This window comes from Pseudomonas sp. PNPG3, from assembly GCF_023093815.1.
Taxonomy (GTDB): Bacteria; Pseudomonadota; Gammaproteobacteria; order Pseudomonadales; family Pseudomonadaceae; genus Aquipseudomonas; species Aquipseudomonas asiatica.
The window spans coordinates 1-24,510 of the sequence record NZ_JALLKV010000070.1 but is presented as its reverse complement, the minus strand read 5'-3'; the positions used below and the strand labels follow the sequence as shown (position 1 = coordinate 24,510).

The 24,510-nt window shown below is 58.6% G+C and carries 27 protein-coding genes and 2 pseudogenes; all 29 read left to right on the top strand.

The features are described 5' to 3' along the window. Positions 1-548: 548 nt before the first annotated feature. The gene (locus MJ643_RS27545) at positions 549-872 is read left to right on the top strand and encodes a phage holin, lambda family (RefSeq protein ID WP_010952643.1); all 324 of its coding nucleotides are present in this window, start codon (positions 549-551) and stop codon (positions 870-872) included. 3 nt (positions 873-875) lie between these two features. After that, positions 876-1,067, top strand: a complete 192-nt coding sequence (locus tag MJ643_RS27540; RefSeq protein WP_247727142.1) for a hypothetical protein — start codon at positions 876-878, stop codon at positions 1,065-1,067. Then, on the top strand, positions 1,064-1,282 hold the full coding sequence (locus MJ643_RS27535) for a hypothetical protein (protein WP_151325697.1): 219 nt from the start codon (positions 1,064-1,066) through the stop codon (positions 1,280-1,282). The genes MJ643_RS27540 and MJ643_RS27535 overlap by 4 nt, the downstream gene beginning before the upstream one ends. A 102-nt stretch (positions 1,283-1,384) precedes the next feature. Beyond that, positions 1,385-1,615, top strand: coding sequence for a hypothetical protein (locus tag MJ643_RS27530; RefSeq protein ID WP_247727141.1), 231 nt, complete (start codon positions 1,385-1,387; stop codon positions 1,613-1,615). After that, positions 1,599-1,838: pseudogene (locus MJ643_RS27525) on the top strand (hypothetical protein). Before MJ643_RS27530 ends, MJ643_RS27525 begins: the two are co-directional and overlap by 17 nt. A 12-nt stretch (positions 1,839-1,850) precedes the next feature. Continuing rightward, a complete protein-coding gene (locus MJ643_RS27520; RefSeq protein WP_247727140.1) occupies positions 1,851-2,009 on the top strand; it encodes a hypothetical protein in 159 nt (52 codons plus the stop codon). Continuing rightward, positions 2,009-2,347, top strand: coding sequence for an HNH endonuclease signature motif containing protein (locus tag MJ643_RS27515; protein ID WP_247727139.1), 339 nt, complete (start codon positions 2,009-2,011; stop codon positions 2,345-2,347). The genes MJ643_RS27520 and MJ643_RS27515 overlap by 1 nt, the downstream gene beginning before the upstream one ends. Positions 2,348-2,502: 155 nt before the next feature. Further along, positions 2,503-3,048 (top strand): terminase small subunit, encoded by a 546-nt coding sequence (locus MJ643_RS27510; protein ID WP_247727138.1) that lies wholly within the window; start codon positions 2,503-2,505, stop codon positions 3,046-3,048. Continuing rightward, a complete protein-coding gene (locus tag MJ643_RS27505; protein ID WP_247727137.1) occupies positions 3,045-4,733 on the top strand; it encodes a terminase large subunit in 1,689 nt (562 codons plus the stop codon). The genes MJ643_RS27510 and MJ643_RS27505 overlap by 4 nt, the downstream gene beginning before the upstream one ends. Next, positions 4,730-4,891 carry a hypothetical protein gene (locus MJ643_RS27500; RefSeq protein WP_247727136.1) on the top strand — a complete coding sequence of 54 codons (162 nt, stop codon included), beginning with the start codon at positions 4,730-4,732 and terminating at the stop codon, positions 4,889-4,891. The genes MJ643_RS27505 and MJ643_RS27500 overlap by 4 nt, the downstream gene beginning before the upstream one ends. Beyond that, on the top strand, positions 4,884-6,185 hold the full coding sequence (locus MJ643_RS27495) for a phage portal protein (RefSeq protein ID WP_247727135.1): 1,302 nt from the start codon (positions 4,884-4,886) through the stop codon (positions 6,183-6,185). Before MJ643_RS27500 ends, MJ643_RS27495 begins: the two co-directional genes overlap by 8 nt. A 3-nt stretch (positions 6,186-6,188) precedes the next feature. Beyond that, positions 6,189-7,046, top strand: a complete 858-nt coding sequence (locus MJ643_RS27490; protein ID WP_247727134.1) for a head maturation protease, ClpP-related — start codon at positions 6,189-6,191, stop codon at positions 7,044-7,046. Positions 7,047-7,048: 2 nt separating this feature from the next. Continuing rightward, the gene (locus MJ643_RS27485; RefSeq protein ID WP_247727133.1) at positions 7,049-8,230 is read left to right on the top strand and encodes a phage major capsid protein; all 1,182 of its coding nucleotides are present in this window, start codon (positions 7,049-7,051) and stop codon (positions 8,228-8,230) included. Between the two features lie 48 nt (positions 8,231-8,278). Further along, the gene (locus MJ643_RS27480; protein WP_247727132.1) at positions 8,279-8,815 is read left to right on the top strand and encodes a hypothetical protein; all 537 of its coding nucleotides are present in this window, start codon (positions 8,279-8,281) and stop codon (positions 8,813-8,815) included. Between the two features lie 4 nt (positions 8,816-8,819). After that, entirely contained in the window at positions 8,820-9,161 is a 342-nt protein-coding gene (locus MJ643_RS27475) for a head-tail connector protein (RefSeq protein ID WP_247727131.1), read from the top strand. Further along, entirely contained in the window at positions 9,158-9,487 is a 330-nt protein-coding gene (locus MJ643_RS27470; protein WP_247727130.1) for a phage head closure protein, read from the top strand. The genes MJ643_RS27475 and MJ643_RS27470 overlap by 4 nt, the downstream gene beginning before the upstream one ends. A gap of 10 nt (positions 9,488-9,497) precedes the next feature. Continuing rightward, positions 9,498-9,680, top strand: a complete 183-nt coding sequence (locus tag MJ643_RS27465; RefSeq protein ID WP_247727129.1) for a hypothetical protein — start codon at positions 9,498-9,500, stop codon at positions 9,678-9,680. Between the two features lies 1 nt (position 9,681). Then, positions 9,682-10,248 carry an HK97-gp10 family putative phage morphogenesis protein gene (locus MJ643_RS27460; RefSeq protein ID WP_247727128.1) on the top strand — a complete coding sequence of 189 codons (567 nt, stop codon included), beginning with the start codon at positions 9,682-9,684 and terminating at the stop codon, positions 10,246-10,248. Next, on the top strand, positions 10,249-10,632 hold the full coding sequence (locus MJ643_RS27455) for a DUF3168 domain-containing protein (RefSeq protein WP_247727127.1): 384 nt from the start codon (positions 10,249-10,251) through the stop codon (positions 10,630-10,632). A 54-nt stretch (positions 10,633-10,686) separates the two neighbouring features. Further along, positions 10,687-11,160: a phage tail tube protein gene (locus tag MJ643_RS27450; RefSeq protein WP_247727126.1), complete on the top strand. Its 474-nt coding sequence runs from the start codon at positions 10,687-10,689 to the stop codon at positions 11,158-11,160. Between the two features lie 68 nt (positions 11,161-11,228). Further along, the gene (locus MJ643_RS27445) at positions 11,229-11,618 is read left to right on the top strand and encodes a hypothetical protein (protein ID WP_247727125.1); all 390 of its coding nucleotides are present in this window, start codon (positions 11,229-11,231) and stop codon (positions 11,616-11,618) included. Positions 11,619-11,665: 47 nt separating this feature from the next. Then, positions 11,666-11,827 (top strand): hypothetical protein, encoded by a 162-nt coding sequence (locus MJ643_RS27440; RefSeq protein ID WP_247727124.1) that lies wholly within the window; start codon positions 11,666-11,668, stop codon positions 11,825-11,827. Positions 11,828-11,863: 36 nt separating this feature from the next. Further along, complete coding sequence (locus MJ643_RS27435; protein ID WP_247727123.1) at positions 11,864-17,248, top strand: tape measure protein; 5,385 nt, start codon at positions 11,864-11,866, stop codon at positions 17,246-17,248. Beyond that, positions 17,245-18,216, top strand: coding sequence for a hypothetical protein (locus tag MJ643_RS27430; RefSeq protein ID WP_247727122.1), 972 nt, complete (start codon positions 17,245-17,247; stop codon positions 18,214-18,216). Before MJ643_RS27435 ends, MJ643_RS27430 begins: the two co-directional genes overlap by 4 nt. Continuing rightward, the gene (locus MJ643_RS27425; RefSeq protein ID WP_247727121.1) at positions 18,216-18,944 is read left to right on the top strand and encodes a hypothetical protein; all 729 of its coding nucleotides are present in this window, start codon (positions 18,216-18,218) and stop codon (positions 18,942-18,944) included. The genes MJ643_RS27430 and MJ643_RS27425 overlap by 1 nt, the downstream gene beginning before the upstream one ends. Then, positions 18,941-19,561 (top strand): hypothetical protein, encoded by a 621-nt coding sequence (locus MJ643_RS27420; RefSeq protein WP_247727120.1) that lies wholly within the window; start codon positions 18,941-18,943, stop codon positions 19,559-19,561. Before MJ643_RS27425 ends, MJ643_RS27420 begins: the two co-directional genes overlap by 4 nt. Before the next feature lie 59 nt (positions 19,562-19,620). Then, positions 19,621-22,767, top strand: coding sequence for a hypothetical protein (locus tag MJ643_RS27415; RefSeq protein WP_247727119.1), 3,147 nt, complete (start codon positions 19,621-19,623; stop codon positions 22,765-22,767). A gap of 101 nt (positions 22,768-22,868) precedes the next feature. Next, positions 22,869-23,993, top strand: coding sequence for a hypothetical protein (locus MJ643_RS27410; RefSeq protein ID WP_247727118.1), 1,125 nt, complete (start codon positions 22,869-22,871; stop codon positions 23,991-23,993). A 99-nt stretch (positions 23,994-24,092) separates the two neighbouring features. Beyond that, positions 24,093-24,510 (top strand): annotated as a pseudogene (locus MJ643_RS27405) (hypothetical protein); the annotation flags it as partial.

The window sequence follows — 24,510 nt, the reverse complement described above, 5'->3', positions numbered from 1 at the left end:
ACATCGGTGAGAGAGTGAGAGAAATTATATCCATCCTGTCATTCCTGCGCGTGTTTAGGAGTGACCACCTAAAGCCTGGCCATCGTGTCGGGCTTCTTAATTCCTACGCCTGGTAGATGCCTGGGCTTATTCTTGCACACAGCCTTTTCGGAGTGGCATCATCTGCGGGTTTTGAGCTTGCCAGCAATGCCACACGGAATCGGAGCGTAGAGATGTCGACAAAAGCTGATTGGAAGTGCGATGAGTGCGAGGCCCGCAATGAGCTGAGCCTTGCTGAGGTTGATCATCCTGAGTATTTCAAGAGCTGCGGTAGCTGCGAAACCCTGCACCTTCTTGAGGTTAAAGATTCCAGGGTAAAAGTATTGACGCAAATGAGCCGCGGATAGTCCGCTCAGTTTTCTGAAGCCCTGTCATCTGACCGGCTTTCCCCTTAAGGCCCTGGCACTAGCCGGGGCTTTTTCGTTTTCGGCTCCACCACGCCGATCGCCCCGAGCTTGGAGTTCAGTTGGGGCCGAACTTACTGCGCTCCCTAAAAGGGAGGAATCGAGATGCCAAACATGCCCGAGAAGGATCCTGGCCTGTGGGCCGCTGTGCTCACCTGGGTGCTGGCCCATCAGCCTCAGCTGTATGCCGCTGGCTTGTCAGTCGCCATCGCCGTCCTCCGGGTGGTTTATGGCGGTGGTACTCGCCGGCAGATGTTCTTGGAGGGCGCCTTGTGCGGTCTCATCACCCTGGCCCTGGTGCCGCTGCTCGAGTGGATGGGCTTGCCTCAGGGGATGGCCACCTTCGCTGGCGGCATGGTCGGCTTCATGGGAGTGGAGAAGCTTCGGGGCTACTCCGACCTGTTTCTGTCTCGTAAGGCTCAGGGGTAACCGATGATCATGTTGACCGGAATCAACCGTAACGCCATTCACTTGGCACCCGCCGCCATCGCCTCGGTAACAGAAGCGGGTGCCAGCAGCCAATGGCACGGCATCTGCGCCATCGTTCGCACGTTCGACGGCCAGGTCCTGGAGGTTCGTCAGCGTGCCGATGACATCGTGCGGCAGATCAAGGAGGCGCAATGAAGAGCGCAGGTCAGTCGAAGCTCAAGTATCTGCTGTCATCTAGGCCCTTGATCGTGAAGCGCGACGGCATGCACGTCTGCCTGCATGACGCATTCAGCGGTGAGGTGCTGGCCGGGCAGACAAAGGTTCAACTCATTCAGGAAGCCGGCGAGATGACTCGGCTGATTGTTGAGTTTCACTGCGACGGCGAGCACGTTCGCCTGCTTGGCGAGTAGCGCCCGCCATCATGCATCTGCAAGCACCCGATCATCGAGTGGCGTGAAACGCTACAGATCTTGACCGTGCCAATCTGTGGCGCGCTGAACTGAGGATTCACCGTGAACAACCAGCACAAGAAGATCACCGGTTACCGCGACCTCACCCAGAGCGAGATCGACGGCATGAACTCGATCAAGGCCCTGGAGGCTGATGCCGGCGAGCTGTTCAAGCAGATCGGCCAGATCGAAGGCGTGGATCAGCGCACCCTGGCCCTGGCCAAGACCAACTTGCAGCAGGGCTTCATGTGGTTCGTGCGCTCGATCGCCAAGCCCGCTGACCCTTTCAGCTGATGGCCAAGGCGTTTACACGCCTTGCAAGCTGTATGTGGACGGCGCCGATGGCATAGCGGTTGGCGACTTCATCACCACTGCAGCCGGGTCTGCATACTTGGTACAGGCGCTTTGAGTAAGCCGCACCAAGCCTGAGCGCAAGCACATGCACTGCCTGCGCTGGCCTATTGCTGACGTGCCGCCTGATGCGCGGTGCTACCAACTGACTTGGTACAAGAGATAAGGAGCACCGGCCATGGCCAAGGTTTACGCAACGATCGTCTGCCGGAACCGCTGGTGGTTGAAGTACTACCTGGTTGGCGTGCTGCTCGCGTCTCACCTCACCGGGCGTGATCCTCACCTTGGTCGCGTCACGCGGGGGATAGAGCGCGGCATCGTGGTCGAGGTGCTTTGATGGCCAGGCTCAAGACGATCAGCCCTCGCCTACAGGAATCCGCCAACACCAGGGTCAAGCTGGTAGACCCCAGCAGTTGGCGAAGTGGAATGACCAGCTCGCAGCGCGGATACAACTACCAGTGGCAGAAGGCGAGAGAGCGATACCTCGAAGAAAACCCGCTCTGCGCCTACTGCGCGAAGATCGGGCGAACGACGGCCGCCAGCGTTGTTGACCATGTTGTACCGCACCGCGGTGATCGCGATCTGTTCTGGAACCGAGACAACTGGCAACCGCTCTGCAAGACCTGCCACGACACGGTCAAGCAGGCCGAGGAGGCTGCAGGCGTGGTGGGCTGATCGCCCGGCGCACCAAAGCGGTGCAGGACATTAGCCGAAGCACGTCACTGGCATGCCTCAAAGGGGTAGGGGGGTCAAAAGCTAGGGATTCTCATCTAGCTAGACCGCCTCCGACCCCACGTACAGATTTTTTTCCCCCACAGGATTTTTGTTAAATGGCTTTAACATCCCGCAAGCGCGCATTCATCGCTGCGCTGAGGGAAGGTGCGTCCAATCGGGACGCTGCCGTGGCGGCTGGCTATTCCGAGAAGACAGCGTCTGCGGCGGGGTCTCGGCTGGTGAAGGACAAGGATGTGGCGGCTGAGTTACTCAAGCTCCGCGCCCTGGGCCTGATGCCGCCAGATGTTAAAGGCGATGTTAAAGCGCATGTTAAAGCCAAGCCCGCCGCGAAGCCCTCTGATCAGGCCGAGCAGGCGCCAGATTCGGCTCAGGTAGCTGACGATGAACCGGAGTCCGAGCCGGCTGGCTTTGATTTGACTCAGGCGCTACTGCACCGCGATCCGAAGGACTTCCTGCTCTCGGTGATGAACGACCTGGGCAGCGAGCCCAAGCTCCGAGTTGATGCAGCCAAGGCCCTGATGCCGTTCGTGCATCCGCGCAAAGGGGAGAGCGGCAAGAAAGACCAGGCCAAGGAGAAGGCCGCCGAGGCTGCCACCGGTAAGTTCGGCGCTCGGCGCGGTCCGCTGCGGTCGGTGAAATGATGAACTGGACAACCGCATGCCCCGACTGGGAGCAGCGCATCGTTGCGCGCCAGAGCCTAATTCCCTTCAAGCCGCTGTTCCCCACCGAAGCAGAAGAAGCTCTTGATGTATTTGGCGCGCTGCGCATGGTCGATGCCACCGGCAGTCCGCTGATGTCCGAGACCGTGCGCGACTGGGTTAACCAGTTCGTTGCGGCGATCTTCGGAGCTTACGATCCGGACGAAGGCCGGCGCCTCGTCAGCGAGTTCATGCTGCTGATCAGCAAAAAGAACGGGAAGTCGACGATCGCTGCCGGGATCATGCTCACGGCACTGATCCTCAACTGGCGCCCATCCGGGGAGTTCATCATCCTGGCGCCCACCAAGGAGATCGCGGACAACTCCTACATCCCGATTCGCGACATGGTACGGGCGGATGAGGAGCTCGATGCCTTGCTCAAGGTGCAGGACCACCTGCGTACCGTGACCCACCGCCAGACCAGCGCCACGCTCAAGGTGGTTGCCGCTGACAGTGAGACAGTGTCAGGCAAGAAAGCCATCGGCGTGTTCGTCGATGAGCTATGGGTGTTCGGCAAGCGCGCTAATGCCGAAGCGATGTTGCGGGAGGCCACCGGTGGCCTGGCGTCACGGCCCGAGGGCTTCATCATTTGGGCCACCACCCAGTCCGACGCTCCGCCGGCCGGTGTGTTCCGGCAAAAGCTGATGTACGCCCGTAAGGTTCGGGACGGCGAGATCGTCGACAAGTCCTTTCTGCCGGTGCTGTACGAGTTCCCGAAAGCGATGCTTGATGCTGGCGCGCACCGGGACTTCTCCAACGCCTACATCACCAACCCCAACCTGGGGCTGTCGGTTGACGAGCCGTTTATCGAGCGCGGCTATGCGCAGGCGCAGCTGGATGGTGAGGAGTCGTTCCGGGGCTTCCTGGCGAAGCACCTCAACGTCGAGATCGGCCTAGCGCTGCTCTCGGATCGCTGGGCGGGTGCAGACTTCTGGGAGGTTCAGGCTTCCGAGCTATGTCGCACGCTTGAGGATCTGATTGAACGCTGCGAGGTGATCGATATTGGCATCGACGGCGGCGGCTTAGATGACCTTCTGGGCTTGGCCGCGGTAGGGCGTGAGCAGGGAACCCGTCGCTGGCTGAGCTGGACCCACGCATGGGCTCACCCTTCAGTGCTTGAGCGGCGAAAAGCTGAAGCGCCACGTATCTGTGACTTCGCCAAGGATGGCCACCTGACCTTGGTGGAACGTATTGGAGATGACATTGAGGAGGTGGCTCAACTGGTGGCACAGGTCGAGCAGGCCGGCCTGCTGGACAAGGTTGGGCTGGACCCGGCTGGTGTTGGAGCGATTCTCGATGCGCTGGAGGCTGTGGGTATCCCGCGCGAAAAGATAGACGGTATCTCGCAGGGCTGGCGTCTGGGCGGGGCGATCAAGACTGCCGAGCGGAAACTGGCCGAGGGCACGCTGCTGCACGGTGGCCAGCCGATGATGGCCTGGTGCTGCGGCAACGCCAAAGTCGAGCCCCGGGGTAACTCGATACTCATCACCAAGCAGGCCAGCGGCTCGGCGAAGATCGACCCGCTGATGGCGCTATTTAACGCTGTGACGCTGATGGCCCTCAATCCGGAGGGGCAGGGCGGCATGGAAAACTTCATGGCCGGCATCCGGGACCCACTGATCGCATGAACGCATTTCATTACTTCATCATCTGCGCGCTGTCTGCGTTCGCCTTGGGCTGCGTCGGCGTCTGGATGCTGGCCGGTACCGGCTGGGCGCTGGTAGCAGGCTCAGTCAGCATGTTCAGCATTGCAGCGTTTATCCAGCGGGGTTTGAGCAGTGAGTAAATCCCTCTCCCAGGCGCTGGGCAAAGCCGTTTCCAAACCATCGGCCAGTATGGGCGGCTGGCTTGGCAAGACGATCCGCCTTTCTGATGGCGGGTTCTGGAGCGCTTTCCTCGGCGCTCAATCCAGCAGCGGTAAGTCTGTCACGGTGGACAATGCGATGCGCTTGTCGGCTGTGTGGGCGTGTGTGCGGATCATCTCCACCTCGGTCGCAGGCTTGCCGCTGAGCATATACCGGCGCCTTCCAGACGGCGGCCGCGAGACGGCAAGGGACTTTCCGCTCTACGACGTTGTGCACAACAGCCCCAATGAGGACATGGCAGCCTTCCACTTCTGGCAGGCAGTCGTAGCTTCAATGCTGCTGTGGGGGAATGCGTACTGCGAGATTCACCGGTCCGGCGGGCGAGTTATCGCGCTGGACTTTCTGATGCCATCCCGGGTTGACCTGGAGACAGACGACGATGGTCGGCTGCGGTACTTCTTCCGGCCTCGTAAAGGTGCCCGGCGAGAGATCGACCGGGCAGACATGCTGCATATTCCGGCCTTCACTCTTGACGGTCGGGTGGGCCTGTCCGCCATTCGTTACGGCGCAGATGTATTCGGCTCAGCGATGTCAGCGGATGATGCGGCTAATACCACCTTCAAGAACGGCATGATGCCTACCGTAGCCTTCTCGGTGGACAAGACGCTTAATCCTACGCAGCGTGCCGAGTTCCGAGATTACGTCACAACCATCTCCGGTGCGCTCAACGCAGGCAAAAGCCCGGTGCTCGAGCAGGGTGTGAAGCCCGAGATGATTGGCATCAACCCGGCTGATGCACAGCTGCTGGAGTCGCGGGGGCACAGCATCGAGGAGATCTGCCGTTGGTTTGGCGTGCCGCCCTGGATGGTCATGAAGACCGACAAAGGCAGCAACTGGGGCACGGGCCTCGAGCAGCAACAGATCGCGTTTTTGACGTACTGCATCATGACCTACACAGCTCCCATTGAGCAGTGCGTGAACAAGCGCTGCATGACAGCAGTAGACCGGATCAAGCATTACTCGGAATTTTCGTTGGAGGCCTTCCTGCGTGCCGACAGTTCCGGTCGTGCCGCCTACCTCAGCACCATGAGCCAAAACGGCCTGATGACGCGCAATGAGGGTCGGCACAAAGAAAACCTGCCGAGCATGCCCGGCGGCGACATCCTCACTGTGCAATCGAACCTGGTGCCGCTTGACCAATTAGGCAAGCAAAACGATAGCCAAGCCGCGCGCGCGGCGCTGATGAACTGGCTCAAAAGCGACTCCAAGGAGTAACTCATGAAACACAAGATCCAGTCTCGCGGCCTGCGCAGCGAGATGAGCCCGCGTGCGCTCGAAAAGTGGAATCCGGCAATCCAGGCGGCCGTTGAGAACACCTCGGACACCATCACCGTGTACGGCGTGATCGGCGAGGACTGGTACGGCGAAGGTGTGACCCTCAAGCGAATCGATGCTGCGCTTCGCTCTATCGGTGAAAAGGATGTGACGGTCTACATCAACTCGCCTGGCGGTGACATGTTCGAAGGCATCGCCATTTACAACCGTCTGAAAGAGCACAGCCACAAGGTCACCACCAAGGTGCTTGGGATGGCTGCCAGCGCTGCATCGATCATCTACCTGGCTGGTAGCGATCGGCAGGTGGCCAGCAGCGCCTTCCTGATGATCCATAACTGCTGGACGTTCCTCGCGGGCAACCGTCATTACCTGCGCGATGTGGCTGATGACATGCAGGAGTTCGATGCCGCAATGGCCGACCTCTATGCCGAAACCAGCGGCCAAGCTGTCGATGACATGGCAGAACTGATGGACGACGAGACCTTCATCCGTGGCAAGCGCGCGGTGGAGCTGGGCCTGGCCACCAGCGTCCTGTCGTCAACCGAGATCACCGAGCGCGAGACCGAAGACTCGGCGCAGAGCAATGCGCTCAAGGCCATGGACGTCGCGCTGGCCAAGGCCGGAATGCCCCGCTCAGAGCGCCGCGAACTGTTCGCCAATTTCAAGTCCGGTATGCCTCGCGCTACCGGCGGGGGCACGCGTAACGCTGCCCCGCCCGATAAGCCCAGCGCTGTCGCGCCAGACCTCTCCGCCTCTCTGAGCGCGGCAACCAATATCCTCAATTCTCTGAAAGGAAAGTGACCATGGACTTTGAAGCCCAAGTCAAGGAACTCAACGCCAGCCTCAAGGGCATTGGCGATCAGATCAAAAGCCAGGCCGAGGCGACCGAGAAGCAAATCAAGGCCTCTGGCGAAATGAATGCTGAAACTCGCACCAAGGTCGATGAACTGCTGACCAAGCAAGGCGAGTTGCAGGCGCGCCTGGGCGAGGCTGAGCAGAAGCTCGTGAATGCCAATCGTGACCGCAACCACCAGGAAGAGCCGCAGAAGTCGGTTGGTGCGCTCGTGATCGAAAGCGAAGAGATGAAGGACATGAACTCGTCCTTCCGCGGCTCTCGTCGTGTCTCGGTACCACGGGCAGCTATCACCACCGCAACCGGCGGTGACCTGGTGCAGACCCAGCGCTTGCCGGGGATCATTGCTCCGCCGCAACGCCGCCTGACCATTCGCGACCTGGTAGCGCCGGGCACTACCGAATCGAACTCGATCGAGTACATCCGCGAAACCGGCTTCACCAACAACGCGCGCACCGTAGCGGAGAACACTGCCAAGCCGTACTCCGACCTGACCTTCGCGCTGGCGACCGCGAACGTTCGTACCATCGCCCACCTTTTCAAGGCGAGCCGTCAGATGCTCGATGACGCCAAGGCCCTGCAGAGCTACATCGATGGCCGCGCGCGCTATGGCCTGACCATGGCGGAAGAGGCTCAACTGCTCTACGGAAACGGCACTGGCGCAAATCTGCAGGGCCTCATGACCGTGGCCCAGTTGTACGCGGCACCTGCTGGCGTCGCTGTTGTCGGCGAGCAGCGCATTGACCGCCTCCGCTTGGCGCTGCTGCAGGCCGAGCTGGCCGAGTTCCCATCCGACGGCATTGTGCTCAACCCGATCGACTGGGCAGCGATCGAGCTCACCAAGGACGGCGAGGGCCGGTACATCATCGGGCAGCCGCAGGAGGGCACCAACGCCAAACTCTGGAACCGCCCGGTGGTGTCCACTCAAGCCATGACGCAGAACGACTTCCTCGTCGGCGCGTTCAAGCTCGGCGCCCAGATCTTCGACCGCATGGAAATCGAAGTGCTGATCTCGACCGAGAACGACAAGGACTTCGAGAACAACATGGCGACGATCCGCGCCGAGGAGCGCCTGGCGTTCGCGATCTATCGCGACGAAGCGTTCGTCACTGGCCCGCTGGTCACGCCTTAACTCTTCCGCAAGCCGGCGCCAGAAATGGCGCCCCAATGGAGTAAACCAATGGCACGCAAACAGGAAACACCAGCATCCACGACTGATGCGAAGGATCCAGTCTCGACCGTTGATACCAGCAGCGGCTCGTCTGGGGCTGCCGGTTCGCCTCCTTCGCCTGCGGGTGCGATCGGTCCGGCTAGCGATGACCCTGGTAATTCGGGTGTCCCCGCAGTTGCTTCAGGCCAGGCGGAAGGCTCAAACCTGGAACTGTCAGAAGGACAAGTGGCCGCTGGCACTGAGTCGGATGTCGTCGCGGGCGGTCAGGGTGCCAACGCGGGCATCGCCGCAACCGACGCTGCGACATCCGAAGACGCCAGCCTGGCCGCATCATCCTTGGCCGACAGCAGCACCGGCGCTGATGCACTGGCACCAGAGGATCAGGCGAAGCCCAACCCTGCGACTCTTCAGATCTATCCGCTGCGGTCGTACATGGATGAAGGCGAGCTTCGCCGTCGCGGCGGCCCGGCGTATACAGTACCGCGCCGGCACGCTGAAGAACTGGCGCAGCGGAATTTGGCATCCCTCGAACCGCTGAAGGAGTGAGGGTATGCCGGTCATCGGTTTGACCATCGCCCGGCATCACCTGCGGGAGCCTGACGACGATGACGATTACCTGGAGTTGCTGATCGAGGCGGCCGAAGGGCAGGCGATGGACTATCTAAACCGTCGTTTCTATGCCGACCAGCAGGCGCTGGATGAGGCTGTCGTCGCCGGGGATGCTGGCGAGTCTCCCATGGTCTGCAACAAGCAGATCAAGGCCGCTTGCTTGCTGATCCTCGGCCACCTTTACGCGAACCGTGAGGACGTTGTCATCGGGACTATTGCCACCGAGCTGCCCAAAGGCTCTGTGGCTCTCCTGACGCCGCACCGGATTGGGTGGGGCGTATGAGATCCGGCCCCCTGCGTCATAAGTGCTCTCTAGAGCAGAGCACTTTGGTGGATGAACCTGGCGGTGGAAAGGTGGAGCAGTGGACTGAGCTGAGGTATCCAGTTTGGGTCGAGATCGGAACTCCTACCGGCAGGCTTCAACCAGTCGCTGACCAGCTTCAAGCGGTTGCGTCCGCCGAAATTAAGGCCCGCTTCGCTCGAGACTTCGCCGCAGGACAGCGCCTAGTGCACAAGTCCAGCGGGGATACCTATCTCATTGAAGCTGTGCTTCCTGACAACAACCGCGACATGCTCCGTCTGCTGTGCTCCAACGTCATCAACCCATGAGGATAACCCCATGAAAGTAAGAGCCCTGGCCAATATTTCTGGCCCGATGGGTCGCAAGACCATTGGCGATACCTTCGATGTCAAAGCAGAGGAAGGCCGCTTACTGATCGAGAACCGGCAGGCCGAGGAGGTGTTGTCGCCTGACAAACCTTCGTCCGCGCCGAAGCGCGCAGGCTCCGACCAGGAGGCCTGACATGGCTCGCCGCTCTCGGATGTCCGGCGACTTCAAGCTGCGTCGCTTGCTTCGGACTATTCACCAGACGGTGGACAACGAGGTCAGGACCTCGATGCAGGAGGGCGCTGACCGAATATTGGATAGCATGCGCCAGTTCATTCCGCGAGATACAGGCGCTGCGGCGAATGCCGTTACCGCATTCGTATCGAAAAGCGGCCTTGATGCTCAAATCGGGATCAGAGGGAAGAAAGACAACAGGCGGTTTTTTTACATGCGATTCATCGAGTACGGCACCAAGGGCTACTCGGGCAAAATCTACCGACGCGCTGACAGCAACGCAATTGGTGGCGTGCACACCAAGAACCGCGACACTACGCAGCTTCGAGGGCGTCGTAACGGATTGCGGCAGCGTGATGTAAAGAACAAGGCTGACGGTACCAACTTTTTCGGCAAATACCCTGATATTCCCGCGCGCCCTGCGCATCCATGGCTTCGTCCTGCGATGGACGTAAACCGCGAATTCGTTTTGGCGAACATTAGCGCTGCTGTCGGCCGCACACTGTCAAAGGCAGCTAAGGGAGGCTGAATGTCCGATCCATCATTCGCGCTGCAGGTGGCTCTTCACGAAAGGCTGTCTTCCGGGTTGTCGTGTCCAGTACATGACGGCGTGCCAGACAACAGTCCTTTCCCATACGTCACCATCGATAGCTCGATCGCCGACGAGGCCGACTTCCTGGCAAGTCGAAAAGATCAGCGTTTCTTGTACCTGTCTGTCTGGAGCCAACACCGGGGCCAGAAGGAGGTGCACGAGATCATGTCTGTCATCGACTCGTTGCTGCACAACCAGCCACTGCCGCTGGCCACCGGTCATGTCGTGTCCATGCAAGTGAGGCGCAAGCAAACCAAGCGCGAGCCTGACTGCGTCACTTACCAGGGCGCCGTAACTCTTAGCATCATTACCCAGCACTGATTTACCCCTGAACCCGCCGCGTTGCGGCATTCACCTGTCCCAGGAGGACTACCCATGCCTGTTACTACCGCAGCCGGCACTCGAATCTACATCGGACCGCGTCTTACCGCCGACCTGCCCAAGGACTTGGCTGCCGCCAAGACCCTGCTGGTAGGCATTACCTACACCCAAATCGGCGAAGTCGAGAATATCGGCGACTACGGCGACGAGGTGGGCGACGTTACCTTTGCAGCCCTTGCCGACTCGCGAACCCGTCACTTGAAAGGCCTGGCCGATGCTGGCTCGGTCGATCTTTCTATCGGCCTGCTGGACGACGACGCCGGTCAGATTGCGCTGCAGGTCGCCCAGAAGGATCGCAGCCGCTTCGATTACCCGATCAAGGTCGAGTACGAAAGCGGCTACGTGGACTACTTTGCCGCCAAGGTGATGTCGTCTCGCAAGCAGGTTGGTGGCGCCGAGGACGTGCTCAAGCGCGCCGTCACCATCGGCATCAACTCCGAGATCATCGAAGTCGAACCGACTCCGTGACCTCAGCCTGAGGCGCCTCCGGCTGGTCGCGCCTTTTTTGCTCAGCACCCAATACCAAGGAAACCGCAATGTCCAAGACCAATCACGGCACCGTCACCGTCGAGGCCGGCAGCGACAGCTTCACCCTGAAGTCCACCCTGCGCGCTGCTCGTGCGCTGGAGAACCGCTTCGGCGGCATTCTCCCAGCCATGCAGCAGCTGGGCGCCGGCAACGTCACTGCCACTGCCTTCATCATCGCTGCCGGTGCTGGCATCGACACCAACAAGCGCAAAGAACTTGAGGCGGTGGAAGAGGCCGTGTTCGAAGGCGGCGTGAACAAGGTTGGCAGCCAGGTTCTGCCGTTTGTGAAGGCGCTGCTTAACCCCGGCGGCAAGACTGACGAAGAGCTCGAAGAGTCGCAGGGAAACGAACCGAGCGATCCGGCAACGGCAGCTACGTCGACGAACTCTACGGAATAGCTACCGGCTGGCTGGGATGGTCGCCTCGCGATGCCTGGGAAACCCCGATGGTCGAGATCATCCTGGCCTGGGAAGCGAAAGCTGACTTCCTGAAAAAAACCAATCCGTTCGGCCAGCCGGAGACACAGCCCTCCAAGGCGGCCGTGGCCAAAGACCTTCGGCGTGGCTTGCGGGGGGCTGCCGCGTCTCGTCCGGCGGCTAACCATTGACCCGCCCAGGCGGGTTTTTTATCGCCTGGGGGAAACATGGCAGATACTGACGTTCAGGGCATGCTGGTCCGCATCGAGGCTACCACGGCTCAGCTTCGGCAAGAGATTGCGCGCGGCGAATCAGCGGTGGCGTCGACCTCGAAGAAAATGGATGCGAGCCTTTCTCGGGTCGATGACGCGTTCGACCGAGTCGGTGCGAGCGCGGAAAGCGCTGGCGGCCTGCTGAAGAGTGCGCTGGCGGCAGCTGTAGGTGCTGTATCCGTCAGTTCGATTCTCAAGGCTGCTGACTCCTACTCCCAGATGTCGGATCGTATCGGCCTGGCAACAAAGAGTTTCGGCGAGTACAGCGCGGTTCAAGACAGGCTTCTGGCCACGGCGAACCGGACCTACCGCCCGCTGGAAGAGGCTCAAGAGCTTTACATCCGCACGGCTGACAGCCTGCGTTCGATGGGGCTCAGCGCTGATGAGTCAATGGATGTCATGGATAGCTTCAGCTATCTGCTGGTGACCAACTCTGCGTCTGTCGATAAGGCCAGTTCGGCCATTGACGCATATTCCAAGGCGCTCCAGACCGGGAAGATTGATGCCGACGGCTGGCAGTCCATCCTCGCGGCGATGCCTACGGTAGTGGACACCATTGCAGAAGCGACCGGGAAAAGCGCAGAGGAAATCCGCAGTCTCGGCGCTCAGGGCAAGCTCAGTCTCGACACGCTCACGGAGGGCCTTCAGAAGAGCGCGGTGGCTAATGGTCTCTTGGCTGACAGCATGGGGGTTGCGGTCCGTGATGCCCTGACCGCCCTCAACAACGCTTTCACCGTGTATGTGGGCCAACTGAATGAGTCCACTGACCTCACTGGAGTGCTTGCGTCAGGCATCTCGTTACTGGCGGAAAACTTCGGCACTATTGCCGAAGTTGCCGGGGTTGCTGCGGCCGGCGCCTTGGCCGTCTATGCGCGTTCGCTGGCAACTTCTGCTGCAGGCTCTGTACTGGCTACCAAGGCAGCCATTGAAGATGCCATGGCCCGTCGCGCTCAAGCGGCAACCGTTCTGCTTGCCGCCCAGGCGGATCAAAGGAAAGCGCAGACCGCCGTTTTCCTGGCCGAGAAAGAACTGGCCGCGTCGAAGACGCGCATCAGCGGCATGGCAGTTGAAAAACAGCTCGCACTTCAGCTTGCAGAGGCAAGGATGGCTGAAGCGCGCGCTACTGCCGCCGTGAGGGCTGCCCAGGGTGCAATCGTCGGCACTGGCAGAACTTTGCTTGGGTTGCTCGGTGGCCCGGCAGGGATTGCGATGCTGGCTGTTGGTGCCGCTACAGCATTTCTGACGTTGCGAGACAACACTGACTCCTTGGAAAAGAAACTCGGGGACCTTGCCGATCCAGTGGACAAGCTCGCCGAGCGCTTCAACAAGCTCAACAGGGCGACGCAGTCCGTCACACTGCGCGAGCTCCAGGCGAACATCGAAGAAATGCAGGGCAAGCTGTCCCAGATGTCTGGGGCGATGGCCGATAAGTTCGAGTCCGATCTTCGAAATATGGGCGCCGCTGGAGCCGACGGCTTGATGGCCGGGCTGATCAGGCTGCCGACCGAAGCACAAGCTGCATTGGACTTGGTGCGTAAAGCGTCCCGGGACCAGGCCGCCGGAATCGAAGTAGATTGGAAGGCAGTTGCCGACCAATTACGGCTAATGCCTGGGGTGACAGAGGAGATGGCGCGGGCTCTTGAGTCCAGCCAGCAACCGGTAACCGAGCTTTCTTCTCTGCTTCAAAATCAGAAGCAGGCATTCGCCGAGCTAACTGGCGCGACTGACGATAACACCCGTGCAGAGCGTGAAAATGCTGCTGCTAAGGCAACGGCAGCCGGGGAGGGGCAGAAGTACCTAGAGCAGCTGCAAAAGCAGATCGCCACTTCGCAGGATAAGACCGCTCTCCAGGCTGCGAACCGGTTTATCGCTGAGAACACGCTGCTCACTGACGAAATGGTGGTGGCGATTCGGTCGGCGGCTGCGGCAAAAGACGCCCAAAAAGCTGCCGATGCTGCGGCAACCAAGGCGATCCAAGATGGCGCTAGTGCTGCCAAAGAAGCCGCCACTCAAGCGAAGAACCAAGCCAAAGCTTTAACGGATCTCAAGGCGCAAGCAGATATCGCCATTAAGTCGGCCGAGGGGCTGGCGGCCGCCTATCTTTCCGGGGCTGATCGCACTCGGGAATTCGCGCTGCAGCAGAAAGTGGAGGAAGCTCTTCTTAGAGCAGGGGTCAGCGCTCGTGACGCTGTTACTGCCGCGATTCAGAAGCAGATGGACGCCGAGGACAACCTGGACATCAGCAAGCAAGCTTTCGATCTACAGAAAGAAGCCGCTGACCAGGTAGCCCTGGCCAAAGCGACGCTCCAGGGTGCCGGCGCGCTCGAAGCCTACAACGTCCAGAAGGCAATGCAAGTTGCTCTGGTCGGTAAGAACATTGCTGCGGGCAGCAAGGAGTATGACCAGCTGCTCGCTGCCACCCGGGCCCAGCAGGCTGCCGTGAAGGTGGCGAAACAAGCGGCCGATGCGGGCAGCATCATGGATCGACTGTACCCCGAGAAGAAGCTACTGCGTGAATACACCGAGGGGCAGGAGGCCTTGAACAAGGCCATGGAACTGGCTCCGGAAAAGACCTCCGAATACCAGGAAGCACTGCGTCTTTTGGGACTGGAGTATGAGCAGAACAAAAGCGCAGCATCTGCCTGGGGTAAGTTCACTGAAGGCGCCGTCGACCGTGTGGATGATGCGTTTGCGAACGCCTGGAAGAACATCGGAGATGGCTTTGAAGGCTTCGCAACCAGCCTGAAGGATGGTTTCAAGCAGTTGCTGGCTGAGCTGGCGCACATGGCGATCACGCGACCGATCGTGATGCAGATCGGCGCTGCTCTGGGGGTGGGCGGTTTGTCGGCGCAAACCAGTGGATTGTTCGGTGGATCCGCTGCAGGCGGCAGCATGAGCCTATCCAGCATCTGGAATATGGGGAGTAGTGCTTACAGCGCCATCACCTCGGGGTTTGGCGGCGCTATCGCTGCAGGCTGGAATGCTGGGCAGGGATTTCTGGGCGGCATGCAAGGTGCGATCAGTGGCGGCTATGGGTACATCAGCAACGCTGTGAGCAGCTTGTTCAGCGGCGGCGCGGCGGCGACGGGCGCCGGGAATGTTGGCTTTGGCCTGGGCCAATCGCTGGTATCAGGCGGGGCAGGATCGAGTGGAGCGGCAGTTGGTTCAAGTGCGAGCTACGCCACTGGCGCGGGCGGGGCCACGGCTTTAGGTGGGGCTCTAGCCGGCATTGGCGGCGCTCTTTATGGATACGGCCAGTCAGGCTTGAAGGGGGCTGCAACAGGTGTTGCTGGCGGTGTCGGTGGCTATTACGCCGGTGCTGCAATCGGCTCGCTGGCCGGCCCGCTCGGTACTGTGATCGGCGGAGTTATTGGTTCTGCGCTGGGGAGCTTCGTGGGCGGATCGCTCTTTGGTGGCGACTGGGTCACCAAGGATCAGGGTATCCAAATTGGCGTTGAGGGCGGCGAGCTCGACGCCATGCAGTTTGAGTATCAGAAGAAGAAGGGCGGCCTATTCGGCAAAAACAAGAAGCGCACCCGTCTTTTTGCTCTTGATCCCGAGATGCAGGATGCACTGGACAACACCTATGATGCGACGATTTTCAGTGTCGAAACGCTGTTCGAGCGACTGAACGTACAGCTGAACGATGGCGTCCTCGATGCTCTGGACATCGATGCCGTTAAGATCAGCACCAAGGACAAGACCGCCGAAGAGATCCAGCAAGAGCTCAGCGTATTCTTCGGGGATGTTGCCCACGAAGCAGTGTTTGCCATCTCTGAGGCGACCAACGCCGGCTTGAGCGGCTTCACCTATGAGGGTCTGACAGAGTTCGTCAACAACCTCTATGGCGTTGATGATGTCATCAAGCACCTGAACGTCGGCCTGTTTGACATGTCGGTGCAGGGTGGCTTCATGGCCGAACAGCTGTCAGCCTGGGCCGGCGGTTTTGAGGCGCTGAAAACGTCGGCTGCTACCTACTATGCCAACTTTTTCACGGATGCCGAAAGGTCAGCTGACTTGCTGATTGATGTCCGGAAGGAGTTCAAGGACCTCAATATCACGCTCCCCGAAACCCGGCAGGGTTACCGGGATATGGTTGAGGCCCTGGATCTGACGACGGAGTCCGGTCGCGCGATGTTTGTAACGCTGACCACGCTGGCAGGAGACGCGGCCCAGGCGTATGACGTTCTGGAGGCACAAGCCAGCCAGGCAGCTCAAAAGCTGCAGGACAACGTCGGTTCGGCGCTGGCGTCAGTCCAGCGGGCGGTAAATGCCCAGAAGTCAGCGCTGACCGACGCTTACAACGCTCAGGTTGCTTCACTCAACGACATGTCACAAACGGCGCAGAAAAGCGTCAGCGAGCTGGCGAGCGTTGGCGATAGCCTCAGCCGGGCGCTGAAGTCGTTGCGTGGTGACTCAGACGATGCCGTGAAGATGCTGCGAACCCAGGCCATGGCCACCCTCAACAGCGCCTTGCTCACGGTGCGTGCCGGCAAGTCACTGTCTGGGCTCACCGGTCTTTCAGATGCGCTGGATGTACTGAGCCAGAACAGCACTGATACCTACGCTTCCCGGGAGGACTTCAATCGAGACCAGGGCCGGACGGCGAACATTGTCAGCCAGCTTGAGGCGGTCAACGGCAAGCAGTTGTCCACTGCTGAAAAGTCACTCGAAAGCCTTCAGGCTCGGATTGAGCAGGCGAAGGAGTCCTACGACCTTCAAATCGCTCAGTACGATGCACAGCTCACGGCAGCTCAGGCTCAAGTGGACGCGCTGAACGGCGTCGATAACTCGGTTGTTTCGGTGGCCACGGCTGTTGCAAGCCTAAGCCAGGCGATCATGGCAGCGCTTGTGGCGAGTGAAACCGGAGCCGCACAGCAGAACACCTACGACAACAACGTCGCTCTGATACGTGCCGTTTATCAGTCGGTGCTCGGCCGAGACCTTGACCCAACCGGGCAGGCTGGATGGGCTGCAGCTTTGGCGAATGGATCCGTGACCTACGCCAACTTAGCGGAGGCAATTGCGAAAGCGGGCGCTGCCAATGGCGAGGCTGTGCGGATTCCTGGCTTTGCCAGTGGCGGTCTATTCAGTGGCGGGGCTCGGGTTGTGGGTGAGCGCGGTCCGGAGCTGGAGGTCACCGGGCCAAGTCGCATCTACAACGCCAGCCAGACCGCTGCAATGCTCGGCGGCGGTCAAAATGATGAGACCGCAGCTGAGATTCGCGAGCTAAGGGGCGAGCTGAAATCGGCGCTATTCGCCATCGCCAAGCACACCCAGAAAGCCGCCAAGAACACGGATCTTCTGCCGCAAAAACTGGAACAGGAGTTGTACCCGTGAGGATCATTGAGCCTGTCGAAATCACCCCCAGCATGGCGGTGATGGAGGCGTTTTTGGTGGAGCCCAATGCTGAACCCTTGGTGGTTCAGGTTGGGCAGTCCTTCCAGGTGGCATCGATGCTGACCAATGTGCCCGAGGTCGATAACCCCCTGTGGGTATCAACCACGTCGTATGTGGTCGGCGACATTGTCATGCTTGAACATCGGAACTATGAGGCTCTCGTAGCGAATAGCAACAAGAACCCTACCGGCGCCGCGACTGATCCGCCGACCTGGCTGGACTTGGGCCCGACAAACCGATGGAGGATGTTCGATGACAAAATAGGCACGGTGACCACCAACCCTGAAAGCATCTCGCTGACCATCGCCCCGGGCCGCGCGGTCGATTCTCTGGCCTTTTTTGGGCTTGACGCGGCATCGATATACGTCCGGGTTGTCGACCCCTACCAAGGCATTGTCTACGAATCGAGCGTTTCTCCGGTCTCCACGGACGGGATCAACGACTGGTACGAGTACTTCTTCGCCCCGGTTGAGGTGAACGAGGATTTCGTGCTGCTGGATGTGCCGGTCGGCAGTTATGGCTCCATCGAGATCAACGTGGCCAAGCCTGCCGGTATCGCACGGGTCGGTGCGCTCATCCTGGGCAAGGCCGCGGTTCTTGGCGAGGCCTTGTACGGAACGTCGGTGGGGATTACCGACTACAGCCGTAAGGAGCGGGACGACTTTGGCAACACCCAAATCGTGAAGCGCGATTATTCGAAGCGTGCTGACTTCGACGTAATGGTCCCTACTAGCATGGTTTCGCAGGTGCAGCGGCTGCTCAGCAAGCACCGGGCGAGGCCGCTGGTTTGGATTGGCGAAGCCAGCTACCAGTCGACCATCCTTTACGGCTACTACAAGGAATTCAACCTGGTTATCAGCGGCCCGACAGCGTCGGACTGCTCCATCTCAGTCGAGGGACTCATTTGATGGCGACACCTACAATCACGCCTCTGCCGGAGGCGCCCAGCCGGCAGAACTCGGCCGGCACCTTTGCTACGCTGGCTGACAATTTCATGTCCGCGCTACCGCAGTTTGCCGACCAGATGAACCATGCCATTGACTACATTGGGGACCAGGCAGAGTCGGCCTCCGAAAGCGCTCAGCTCGCCACCAGCAACGGAGCGGCCCAAGTTGACCTAGCGACCCAGCGGGCGACCTCTGCATCGCAGAGTGCACAATCTGCGGCGCAACAGGCATTAGCTTCGAAGGCCCAGGCTGACGCTGCCAAGGGCTATAGAGACACAGCGCAGGCTGCAGCAGCTGCGGCACAAGGGGCGGCTGGTCTTCCAGCTCTAGCTGGCAAGGGTGGCCTACCGTTGATAGCCAAGTCTGATGGCACGGGCGTGGAGTACTCTGGAAGCCTGAGGCGCTACGATCTTGATGTCGCTACCACGACGGCAGCGCTTGATCTCAGCCTTAGCCAAGTTTTCAAGATCAATGCAAGCCAGCAGCGGACCCTGACATTTTCTAACCCTCCTGCCACGAACAGGGCGATGTCAGTGGTGGTTCACATCACCGGTAAATCGAATATCAACTGGCCCTCCGGCATCTTGTGGAACAATAGCCAAGTGCCTGTTCTGGGCGACGCCTGGACTACGGTAATCCTCATTTGGATTGGCGATGGTTGGGTGGGCTCTGTCGGGGCTCGATCATGATTGAGGCCGCTTTGATGGGCGGGTCCCTTCCTGGGCCTTGGTCTGCATGGGAATTCGTCGGCTCGACCAGTCTGCTTGCAAGCGGCGCCGCGACGGTAGAGGCAAAGTTTCCGGCTGGCGTTCAGCCAGGCGACTTGGTCGTCACGATCATGTCACCACTCAACGAAACCATCCGGACAACGATGTCGGCAGCGGGCTGGCAACATTGGGCTCAGGCTGCCCAGGATTACGTCTGCACCGCGCGCTACGTGGATGGACTTGCTCCCCCAGCATATGAGCGGGCCGGGCCCAACTCGATTTTCGTTTCCGTTTTGGTGTTTAGGGCGCAGGGGTGGTCGGCCGTGAAGCTGGAGGCACATGTTTCCCCAGCGAGGCCGATCACCGTCACTACCCAGCTTCAGAACGTCCTGCTTTTGGCGATCGGCGTAACACCCAAGACAACGCGCGGTTGGTCGGTGTCCATGGCGGGCGCTGAGCCGGCGGCGAGGGTCGAGCGGACCCTTGCCCCGGCCCTTCAGGTCTATTCCGCCAACATCGACTTTCCGCACCAGGTCGTAGGGGTTGCGGTAGATGCGCTATCGGGCGCTGAGCGAAACCTGATCCTGACGATTTCCTGATCCACCCAAATTATTACAGGCCGGCGATAGCCGGTTTTTTTGCGCCCGGAGAAAAGTCCATGGCTTATAACAGCGCCCACACCGGGCCAGAAATCGACGCAGCAGTACAGCTGCTGGGGCAGATTCAGGAGGCACGAGATTCCACCAGCCAAGACCTGATCGAGGTTAGGGGCCTTGCCGCTCAGGTGAAGAGTGATGCCGGCCAGGTTTCGACCCAAGCCGAAACTATTGCAATCAAGGCTTCGCAAGTGGCCTTCAATGCAAACGCAGTGGAGCAGGCGCGCTCCGAGGTGGCTGGCGCTACCGCGATTGCTGGGGAGGCAAAAGACGCAGCGACGGCCTCGGCTGCCTCCGCCCAGGAGAGCCAGGGTGCTGCAAGCGTCAGCGAACAGGCGGCCGCCCAAAGTCAGTTGGCGGCCGGCCTGTCCGAGCAGGTATCGGCCGAGAGCGCGGCCGAGGCAGCCGCTGCCGCAGAACAAGCTGCAGCTGACCGTATTGCAGCTGCGGCCAGCGCAGCCAGCGCCGCTGCCAGTGCGCAGAATGCCGAGGCTGTCGTAACCGGTGGTACCGCATCAGTCACGCCTGGACCCGGATTGATCCCTCTGGCTGACGCTCAGGGCAAGATCGATGATGGCTGGATTCCGGATGATGTTGCTCGGGCTGAGGCAGTTCAGTCCGTCGCTGATACTGCCGCGGGCGCCGCTGATGTAGCCGCAGAAGCCAGGTCCCGCACAGCTGGTTTTCTGCCGCCATCGCCGGAGGCGCCGACGGCTAGGGACGACGGAAGCCCACTCCAGGTTGGCGATAGATACTTCGATGCTGTTGAGCAGGTCGAGTATATTTATAAGGCTACTGGCTGGGCCCTGAATGACAGTCTTCAGGCCTTTGCGAATCTAGCAATTGAAGATGACATCGAGAAAGGGGCATCTCTCGTTTCGTGGGATGGCGGCAAGCTAAGCGACCACTTGAACGCATCGAAGAAGCTTGCCACCTACGAAGCATTGGAGAGCTACAGCGGTCCTGCGATCCGTGTACAGATTACCAAGACGGGAATTTCTGGCTGGTTTAATCGCATTCAAGACGTTCCGGCCAGTACGCCGCGGGGCATTTTCCTGACGGATGCGCTTGGGCGCGTGTGGCAGCGCGACTATGGGCTGGAAGTCGACCCTGTTTGGTGTGGTGCAGACCCTACCGGAGTCGCTGATAGCTCAACTGCATACACTCTAGCCATGAGCGCGAGGGGTGAGGTTGTACCGACTCCAGGGACCTATCACTTAAAAGCCAGCGCCCGCATCCCGGTCAATGGTGTTTTTCGCATTCGCGCAATGCGTGGCAATGTGACGTTCACCGGAGACAAGGACGTGGTCCTGTTCACGCGGACGCCGGGCAGCTCGGTGCGCGGCATCCATCTTACTGGCCTAGCGTTCGACGGGCAGCACATTCGCAACCAAAGGCCTTACCGGGACTATCAGAACGACTCTTACGGCTTCCCAACAGCCTTTGGTCTTGAGGCTGACCCGTACGATCCGGAGTCTTTCGTTCGCATTGAGAATTGTCATTTTCGACGTATCGCTTCGCTTCCATTCTCGGTCTCCCATTTCAAAGACGTGACGATGACGGAGTCGTCCTTCTTTAAGACGAAGGACCCTGGTTTCCGCTACAACCGCAACGTTCGCGTTCTCGGCGGTATGTCCGAGTGGTCTGCTGATAACGGCCTGTCAGTGAGTCGTGGCAACTTGAACGTCACTATCGCCGGCTTCACCGTAAAGGACGCCACGTCAGACGGTATCTTTGTCTCCGGCTGGAATACCACAGGCGCAACGAGCATCAGCCTGACCGTGACAGGCACAACTTATGCCACTGGTGATTCTGTCCAAGTATTTGCCTCTGCAAGCGGAGCCTTTGCCCCTGCGGATGTTGAAACCCTGATGCACGTGCGAGACCCAGGCGGGACAGGATCTGGGGTTATGCGTATCACCGGATACACTTCGTCACAGCAGGTCGCTGCGGTTGTGATCCAGCCGATCCCGGCAGCCATTCAGAACGTGGCTACCAACCTCTGGGCGGTATCTCCGCATAACGGCCCGCTGAATTTCAGCCTCACAAACTGTGTGATTGTCGGTGCAAACGTCCGTGGCGTAGCTGCAATGCTTGGCTCTGGCAAGGGTGTGATCACGGGCCTGACTGTTTTGCGCACAGGCATGGTGGCGGACAGTGAGAAAGTCACGAAAGGATCCATTGCGGCCGGTTCAACGCAACTGACCGTCTTGGATCCGGCGATCTTCACCGCAGGAGCTGGCGTGATCCTCGACCCAAAAAACTCCATGCAGGACTACTTCGTGGCCAGGATCAACAGCATTTCCGGAAACGTCCTGACGCTCAGCAGGGCGGCCCCTATGGGTTATGGCTTAGAGGATGCGCGCCACTGCACCTTGTCTAGTGTCGGAGCCGCCATTGCACTGGGTGGCAACATGGTTGGATGGAATACCTACGCCGAGCAGATCAAGGTCGCAGACTGTGTTCTCTTGGACTACCGAAGCTATGCAATCGACATCAACTCTGATGATGCTGGATCGGTGCGCAGCTCTGAGTTTATTGATAACCGCATGGGCAATCCAAGCGGGATGTCTACCAAAGACATTGACATCTACATTCGAGAGTCGACAGGCATGCCAATGAGCGACCTGTTTTTCGAGAGCAATCGGTCGCTCAGCACCCTAGGGCGCTTCATCGTAGTTGAGCAGCACAGCGGAGCTAGGCGCAGCATTTTTGTCTCAGACAACAAATCGCCATATTTGACTACCGCCAACCATTTCAAGGCGTACAATCTGGATGCGGCAAGCGCAGATATCTCATCGGTGTACCCTATCTCGATGCGAGATTCCTACAACATCGAGCAACATGCGGCGATCAAGTACAAAAACTACGCCAGTGGAGCGATTGACGGTAGCGGTCAGCTTTCGGTGTCTGCATCATTGATGCGGGTGACTCCGACTGCCGGAGGGCAAAACCTTGTATCGCTGTCGTCTGCTCTAGGGGATGGAGGTCTAGTCTTCATGATCGCAAACAATAGCCCAACCGATCCCATCACCATTAAGTACGATCCCGCCAAGATCCGCACAAAGACGAAGGCAGACGTAGTGATTCCCGGTTACGGTGCAGCCACCTTCGCGATGATCGATTCCATCGCCCAGCAGACCGGGTAGGCCTTGACCGCTAGGTCGTCAAAAGGGCTCCACCTTAGGAGCCCTAGCCTTTTTGTCCGCGAATTGCTAACGTTACCTAATTGTTAGTCAGGGTCAAAATAATGGCATACAACTCCGAAAAATATGAATCAGATTACAATCTGATCTCGCCTTACTTTGATAGAAAGCGTTACGTTGATATGTATGGGGTAATCGATCCTGATGTTGCGGTGGATCCTGTTGCTCATTATCTAAACTTTGGCGCAAATAAAGGTTATGAGCCTAGTGAGTTTTTTGATGGGTCGTTCTATGTCAATAAGTATAAGGATATAGCGGAAAATAATCTGAATCCGTTTGTGCACTACATACGCTATGGATATGACGAAGGTCGGAAGCCTAAAAGTGATGAATTTGCCAAGTCTAGGATTTGCGAAGAAGACATAGAATCTGAGGAGCTAAATTTTAGCAAGTGGAGAATTCCCTGTATTATCACCGATGAAGTGATTGCTTCTTTTTCGTCGATACAAGAAGCAATTGCGTCCGTACATGACACAAAGGCCTCCGCAACCATCCTCGACAGAGAGTCAAGCGATTGGCTTATAGTGTTTGCCGGAAAGAACGAAAGTTTCTATCATTTGAATAAGATGAAGCCTTTTTGTGGTAATATACTTTTTTTTCGTGATGTTTCATCTACCTACTATTCAGAAAATCCATGTCTTCCAGCAATAGATAAGTTTTCAAGCTATATAGACTACCTGACTGGACCAAGAGTCGGGCGGACGATTATGATCGGCCAGTCTTTTGGCGGTCATTCTGCGCTGTATCAGTCCGTCTACATAAAAAATTCACTCACCTTTGCTTTTTCAGTGCAGGCGCATAATCGGGACTTGTATCCCCACAATGTGTACTTCTCAAATGGCATCAAGAAGCTGAACCCTATATCTTGCGCTCCAGATGTTGTTTCTCATATCAGAAATTCTCCTGATGCACCGCGGTATGTTATTGTCGGAATGTCCGAATCCTCCCACGAGGATGAATACTACTGGGGCGATTCTGTTGCTGCTGGCCTACTTGCTGGAACAGGTAAGTGTTCGGTGATTGTTGTGCATAGGAAAGAACACCCTACGATACAGTACCTGGATACTCACAAATTTTTCAATATTGTGATGGAAAACTACCCCGATTTCGAAGTGGACCCCCCTAAGGCGGCGCGACTGCTATGTGACAATCAGATCTATTATTCATAGTTTGTAGTGCCCGAAGATGTCCGGCGCCGTAAACTACAGTGTCGTTCAGCTGGACATCGTAGGGACTAGCCTTCCGCGCTTTTCGGCTCTGGCGCTTAAATGTGTCAGTGCAAGATTTTGGCAAATTACAAGGGTGACGGTATGTTTCCTGGTGGTGCTTCTACAAAGAATTATATTGGCGGCAAGTATGCGCGGCCATTCCTTGATTTCCAATGCGGGGATATGACTTATGGATATCCGACTGTTGAGATAGCTGGATCCGACGCCCCAAGGAAATTTCACATAGGGAACTACTGTTCAATTGCGTTTGATGTCACTATCTTTGTTGGTCGTCAGGGCAGGCACCCATTCGATACGCTTACTACTTATCCTCTTGAGATGGTTGTCAATCAGATACCCGAGAAGATTGATGATCGCGCTAAATTGCTTGGCTGCGAAATTCGGAGATCTTCATATAATGACGGGCGGCCGCGAAAACTGAGTGCAACACCTGACCTTTCCGGTACCGTGCTGCCCC

Excerpts from the sequence above, each read along its gene's own strand:
- MJ643_RS27545 (WP_010952643.1), top strand. The coding sequence starts at position 549 with ATGCCAAACATGCCCGAGAAGGATCCTGGCCTGTGGGCCGCTGTGCTC.
- MJ643_RS27540 (WP_247727142.1), top strand. The coding sequence starts at position 876 with ATGATCATGTTGACCGGAATCAACCGTAACGCCATTCACTTGGCACCC.
- MJ643_RS27535 (WP_151325697.1), top strand. The coding sequence starts at position 1,064 with ATGAAGAGCGCAGGTCAGTCGAAGCTCAAGTATCTGCTGTCATCTAGG.
- MJ643_RS27520 (WP_247727140.1), top strand. The coding sequence starts at position 1,851 with ATGGCCAAGGTTTACGCAACGATCGTCTGCCGGAACCGCTGGTGGTTG.
- MJ643_RS27515 (WP_247727139.1), top strand. The coding sequence starts at position 2,009 with ATGGCCAGGCTCAAGACGATCAGCCCTCGCCTACAGGAATCCGCCAAC.
- MJ643_RS27510 (WP_247727138.1), top strand. The coding sequence starts at position 2,503 with ATGGCTTTAACATCCCGCAAGCGCGCATTCATCGCTGCGCTGAGGGAA.
- MJ643_RS27505 (WP_247727137.1), top strand. The coding sequence starts at position 3,045 with ATGATGAACTGGACAACCGCATGCCCCGACTGGGAGCAGCGCATCGTT.
- MJ643_RS27500 (WP_247727136.1), top strand. The coding sequence starts at position 4,730 with ATGAACGCATTTCATTACTTCATCATCTGCGCGCTGTCTGCGTTCGCC.
- MJ643_RS27490 (WP_247727134.1), top strand. The coding sequence starts at position 6,189 with ATGAAACACAAGATCCAGTCTCGCGGCCTGCGCAGCGAGATGAGCCCG.
- MJ643_RS27485 (WP_247727133.1), top strand. The coding sequence starts at position 7,049 with ATGGACTTTGAAGCCCAAGTCAAGGAACTCAACGCCAGCCTCAAGGGC.
- MJ643_RS27480 (WP_247727132.1), top strand. The coding sequence starts at position 8,279 with ATGGCACGCAAACAGGAAACACCAGCATCCACGACTGATGCGAAGGAT.
- MJ643_RS27475 (WP_247727131.1), top strand. The coding sequence starts at position 8,820 with ATGCCGGTCATCGGTTTGACCATCGCCCGGCATCACCTGCGGGAGCCT.
- MJ643_RS27470 (WP_247727130.1), top strand. The coding sequence starts at position 9,158 with ATGAGATCCGGCCCCCTGCGTCATAAGTGCTCTCTAGAGCAGAGCACT.
- MJ643_RS27465 (WP_247727129.1), top strand. The coding sequence starts at position 9,498 with ATGAAAGTAAGAGCCCTGGCCAATATTTCTGGCCCGATGGGTCGCAAG.
- MJ643_RS27460 (WP_247727128.1), top strand. The coding sequence starts at position 9,682 with ATGGCTCGCCGCTCTCGGATGTCCGGCGACTTCAAGCTGCGTCGCTTG.
- MJ643_RS27455 (WP_247727127.1), top strand. The coding sequence starts at position 10,249 with ATGTCCGATCCATCATTCGCGCTGCAGGTGGCTCTTCACGAAAGGCTG.
- MJ643_RS27450 (WP_247727126.1), top strand. The coding sequence starts at position 10,687 with ATGCCTGTTACTACCGCAGCCGGCACTCGAATCTACATCGGACCGCGT.
- MJ643_RS27445 (WP_247727125.1), top strand. The coding sequence starts at position 11,229 with ATGTCCAAGACCAATCACGGCACCGTCACCGTCGAGGCCGGCAGCGAC.
- MJ643_RS27440 (WP_247727124.1), top strand. The coding sequence starts at position 11,666 with ATGGTCGAGATCATCCTGGCCTGGGAAGCGAAAGCTGACTTCCTGAAA.
- MJ643_RS27435 (WP_247727123.1), top strand. The coding sequence starts at position 11,864 with ATGGCAGATACTGACGTTCAGGGCATGCTGGTCCGCATCGAGGCTACC.
- MJ643_RS27425 (WP_247727121.1), top strand. The coding sequence starts at position 18,216 with ATGGCGACACCTACAATCACGCCTCTGCCGGAGGCGCCCAGCCGGCAG.
- MJ643_RS27420 (WP_247727120.1), top strand. The coding sequence starts at position 18,941 with ATGATTGAGGCCGCTTTGATGGGCGGGTCCCTTCCTGGGCCTTGGTCT.
- MJ643_RS27415 (WP_247727119.1), top strand. The coding sequence starts at position 19,621 with ATGGCTTATAACAGCGCCCACACCGGGCCAGAAATCGACGCAGCAGTA.
- MJ643_RS27410 (WP_247727118.1), top strand. The coding sequence starts at position 22,869 with ATGGCATACAACTCCGAAAAATATGAATCAGATTACAATCTGATCTCG.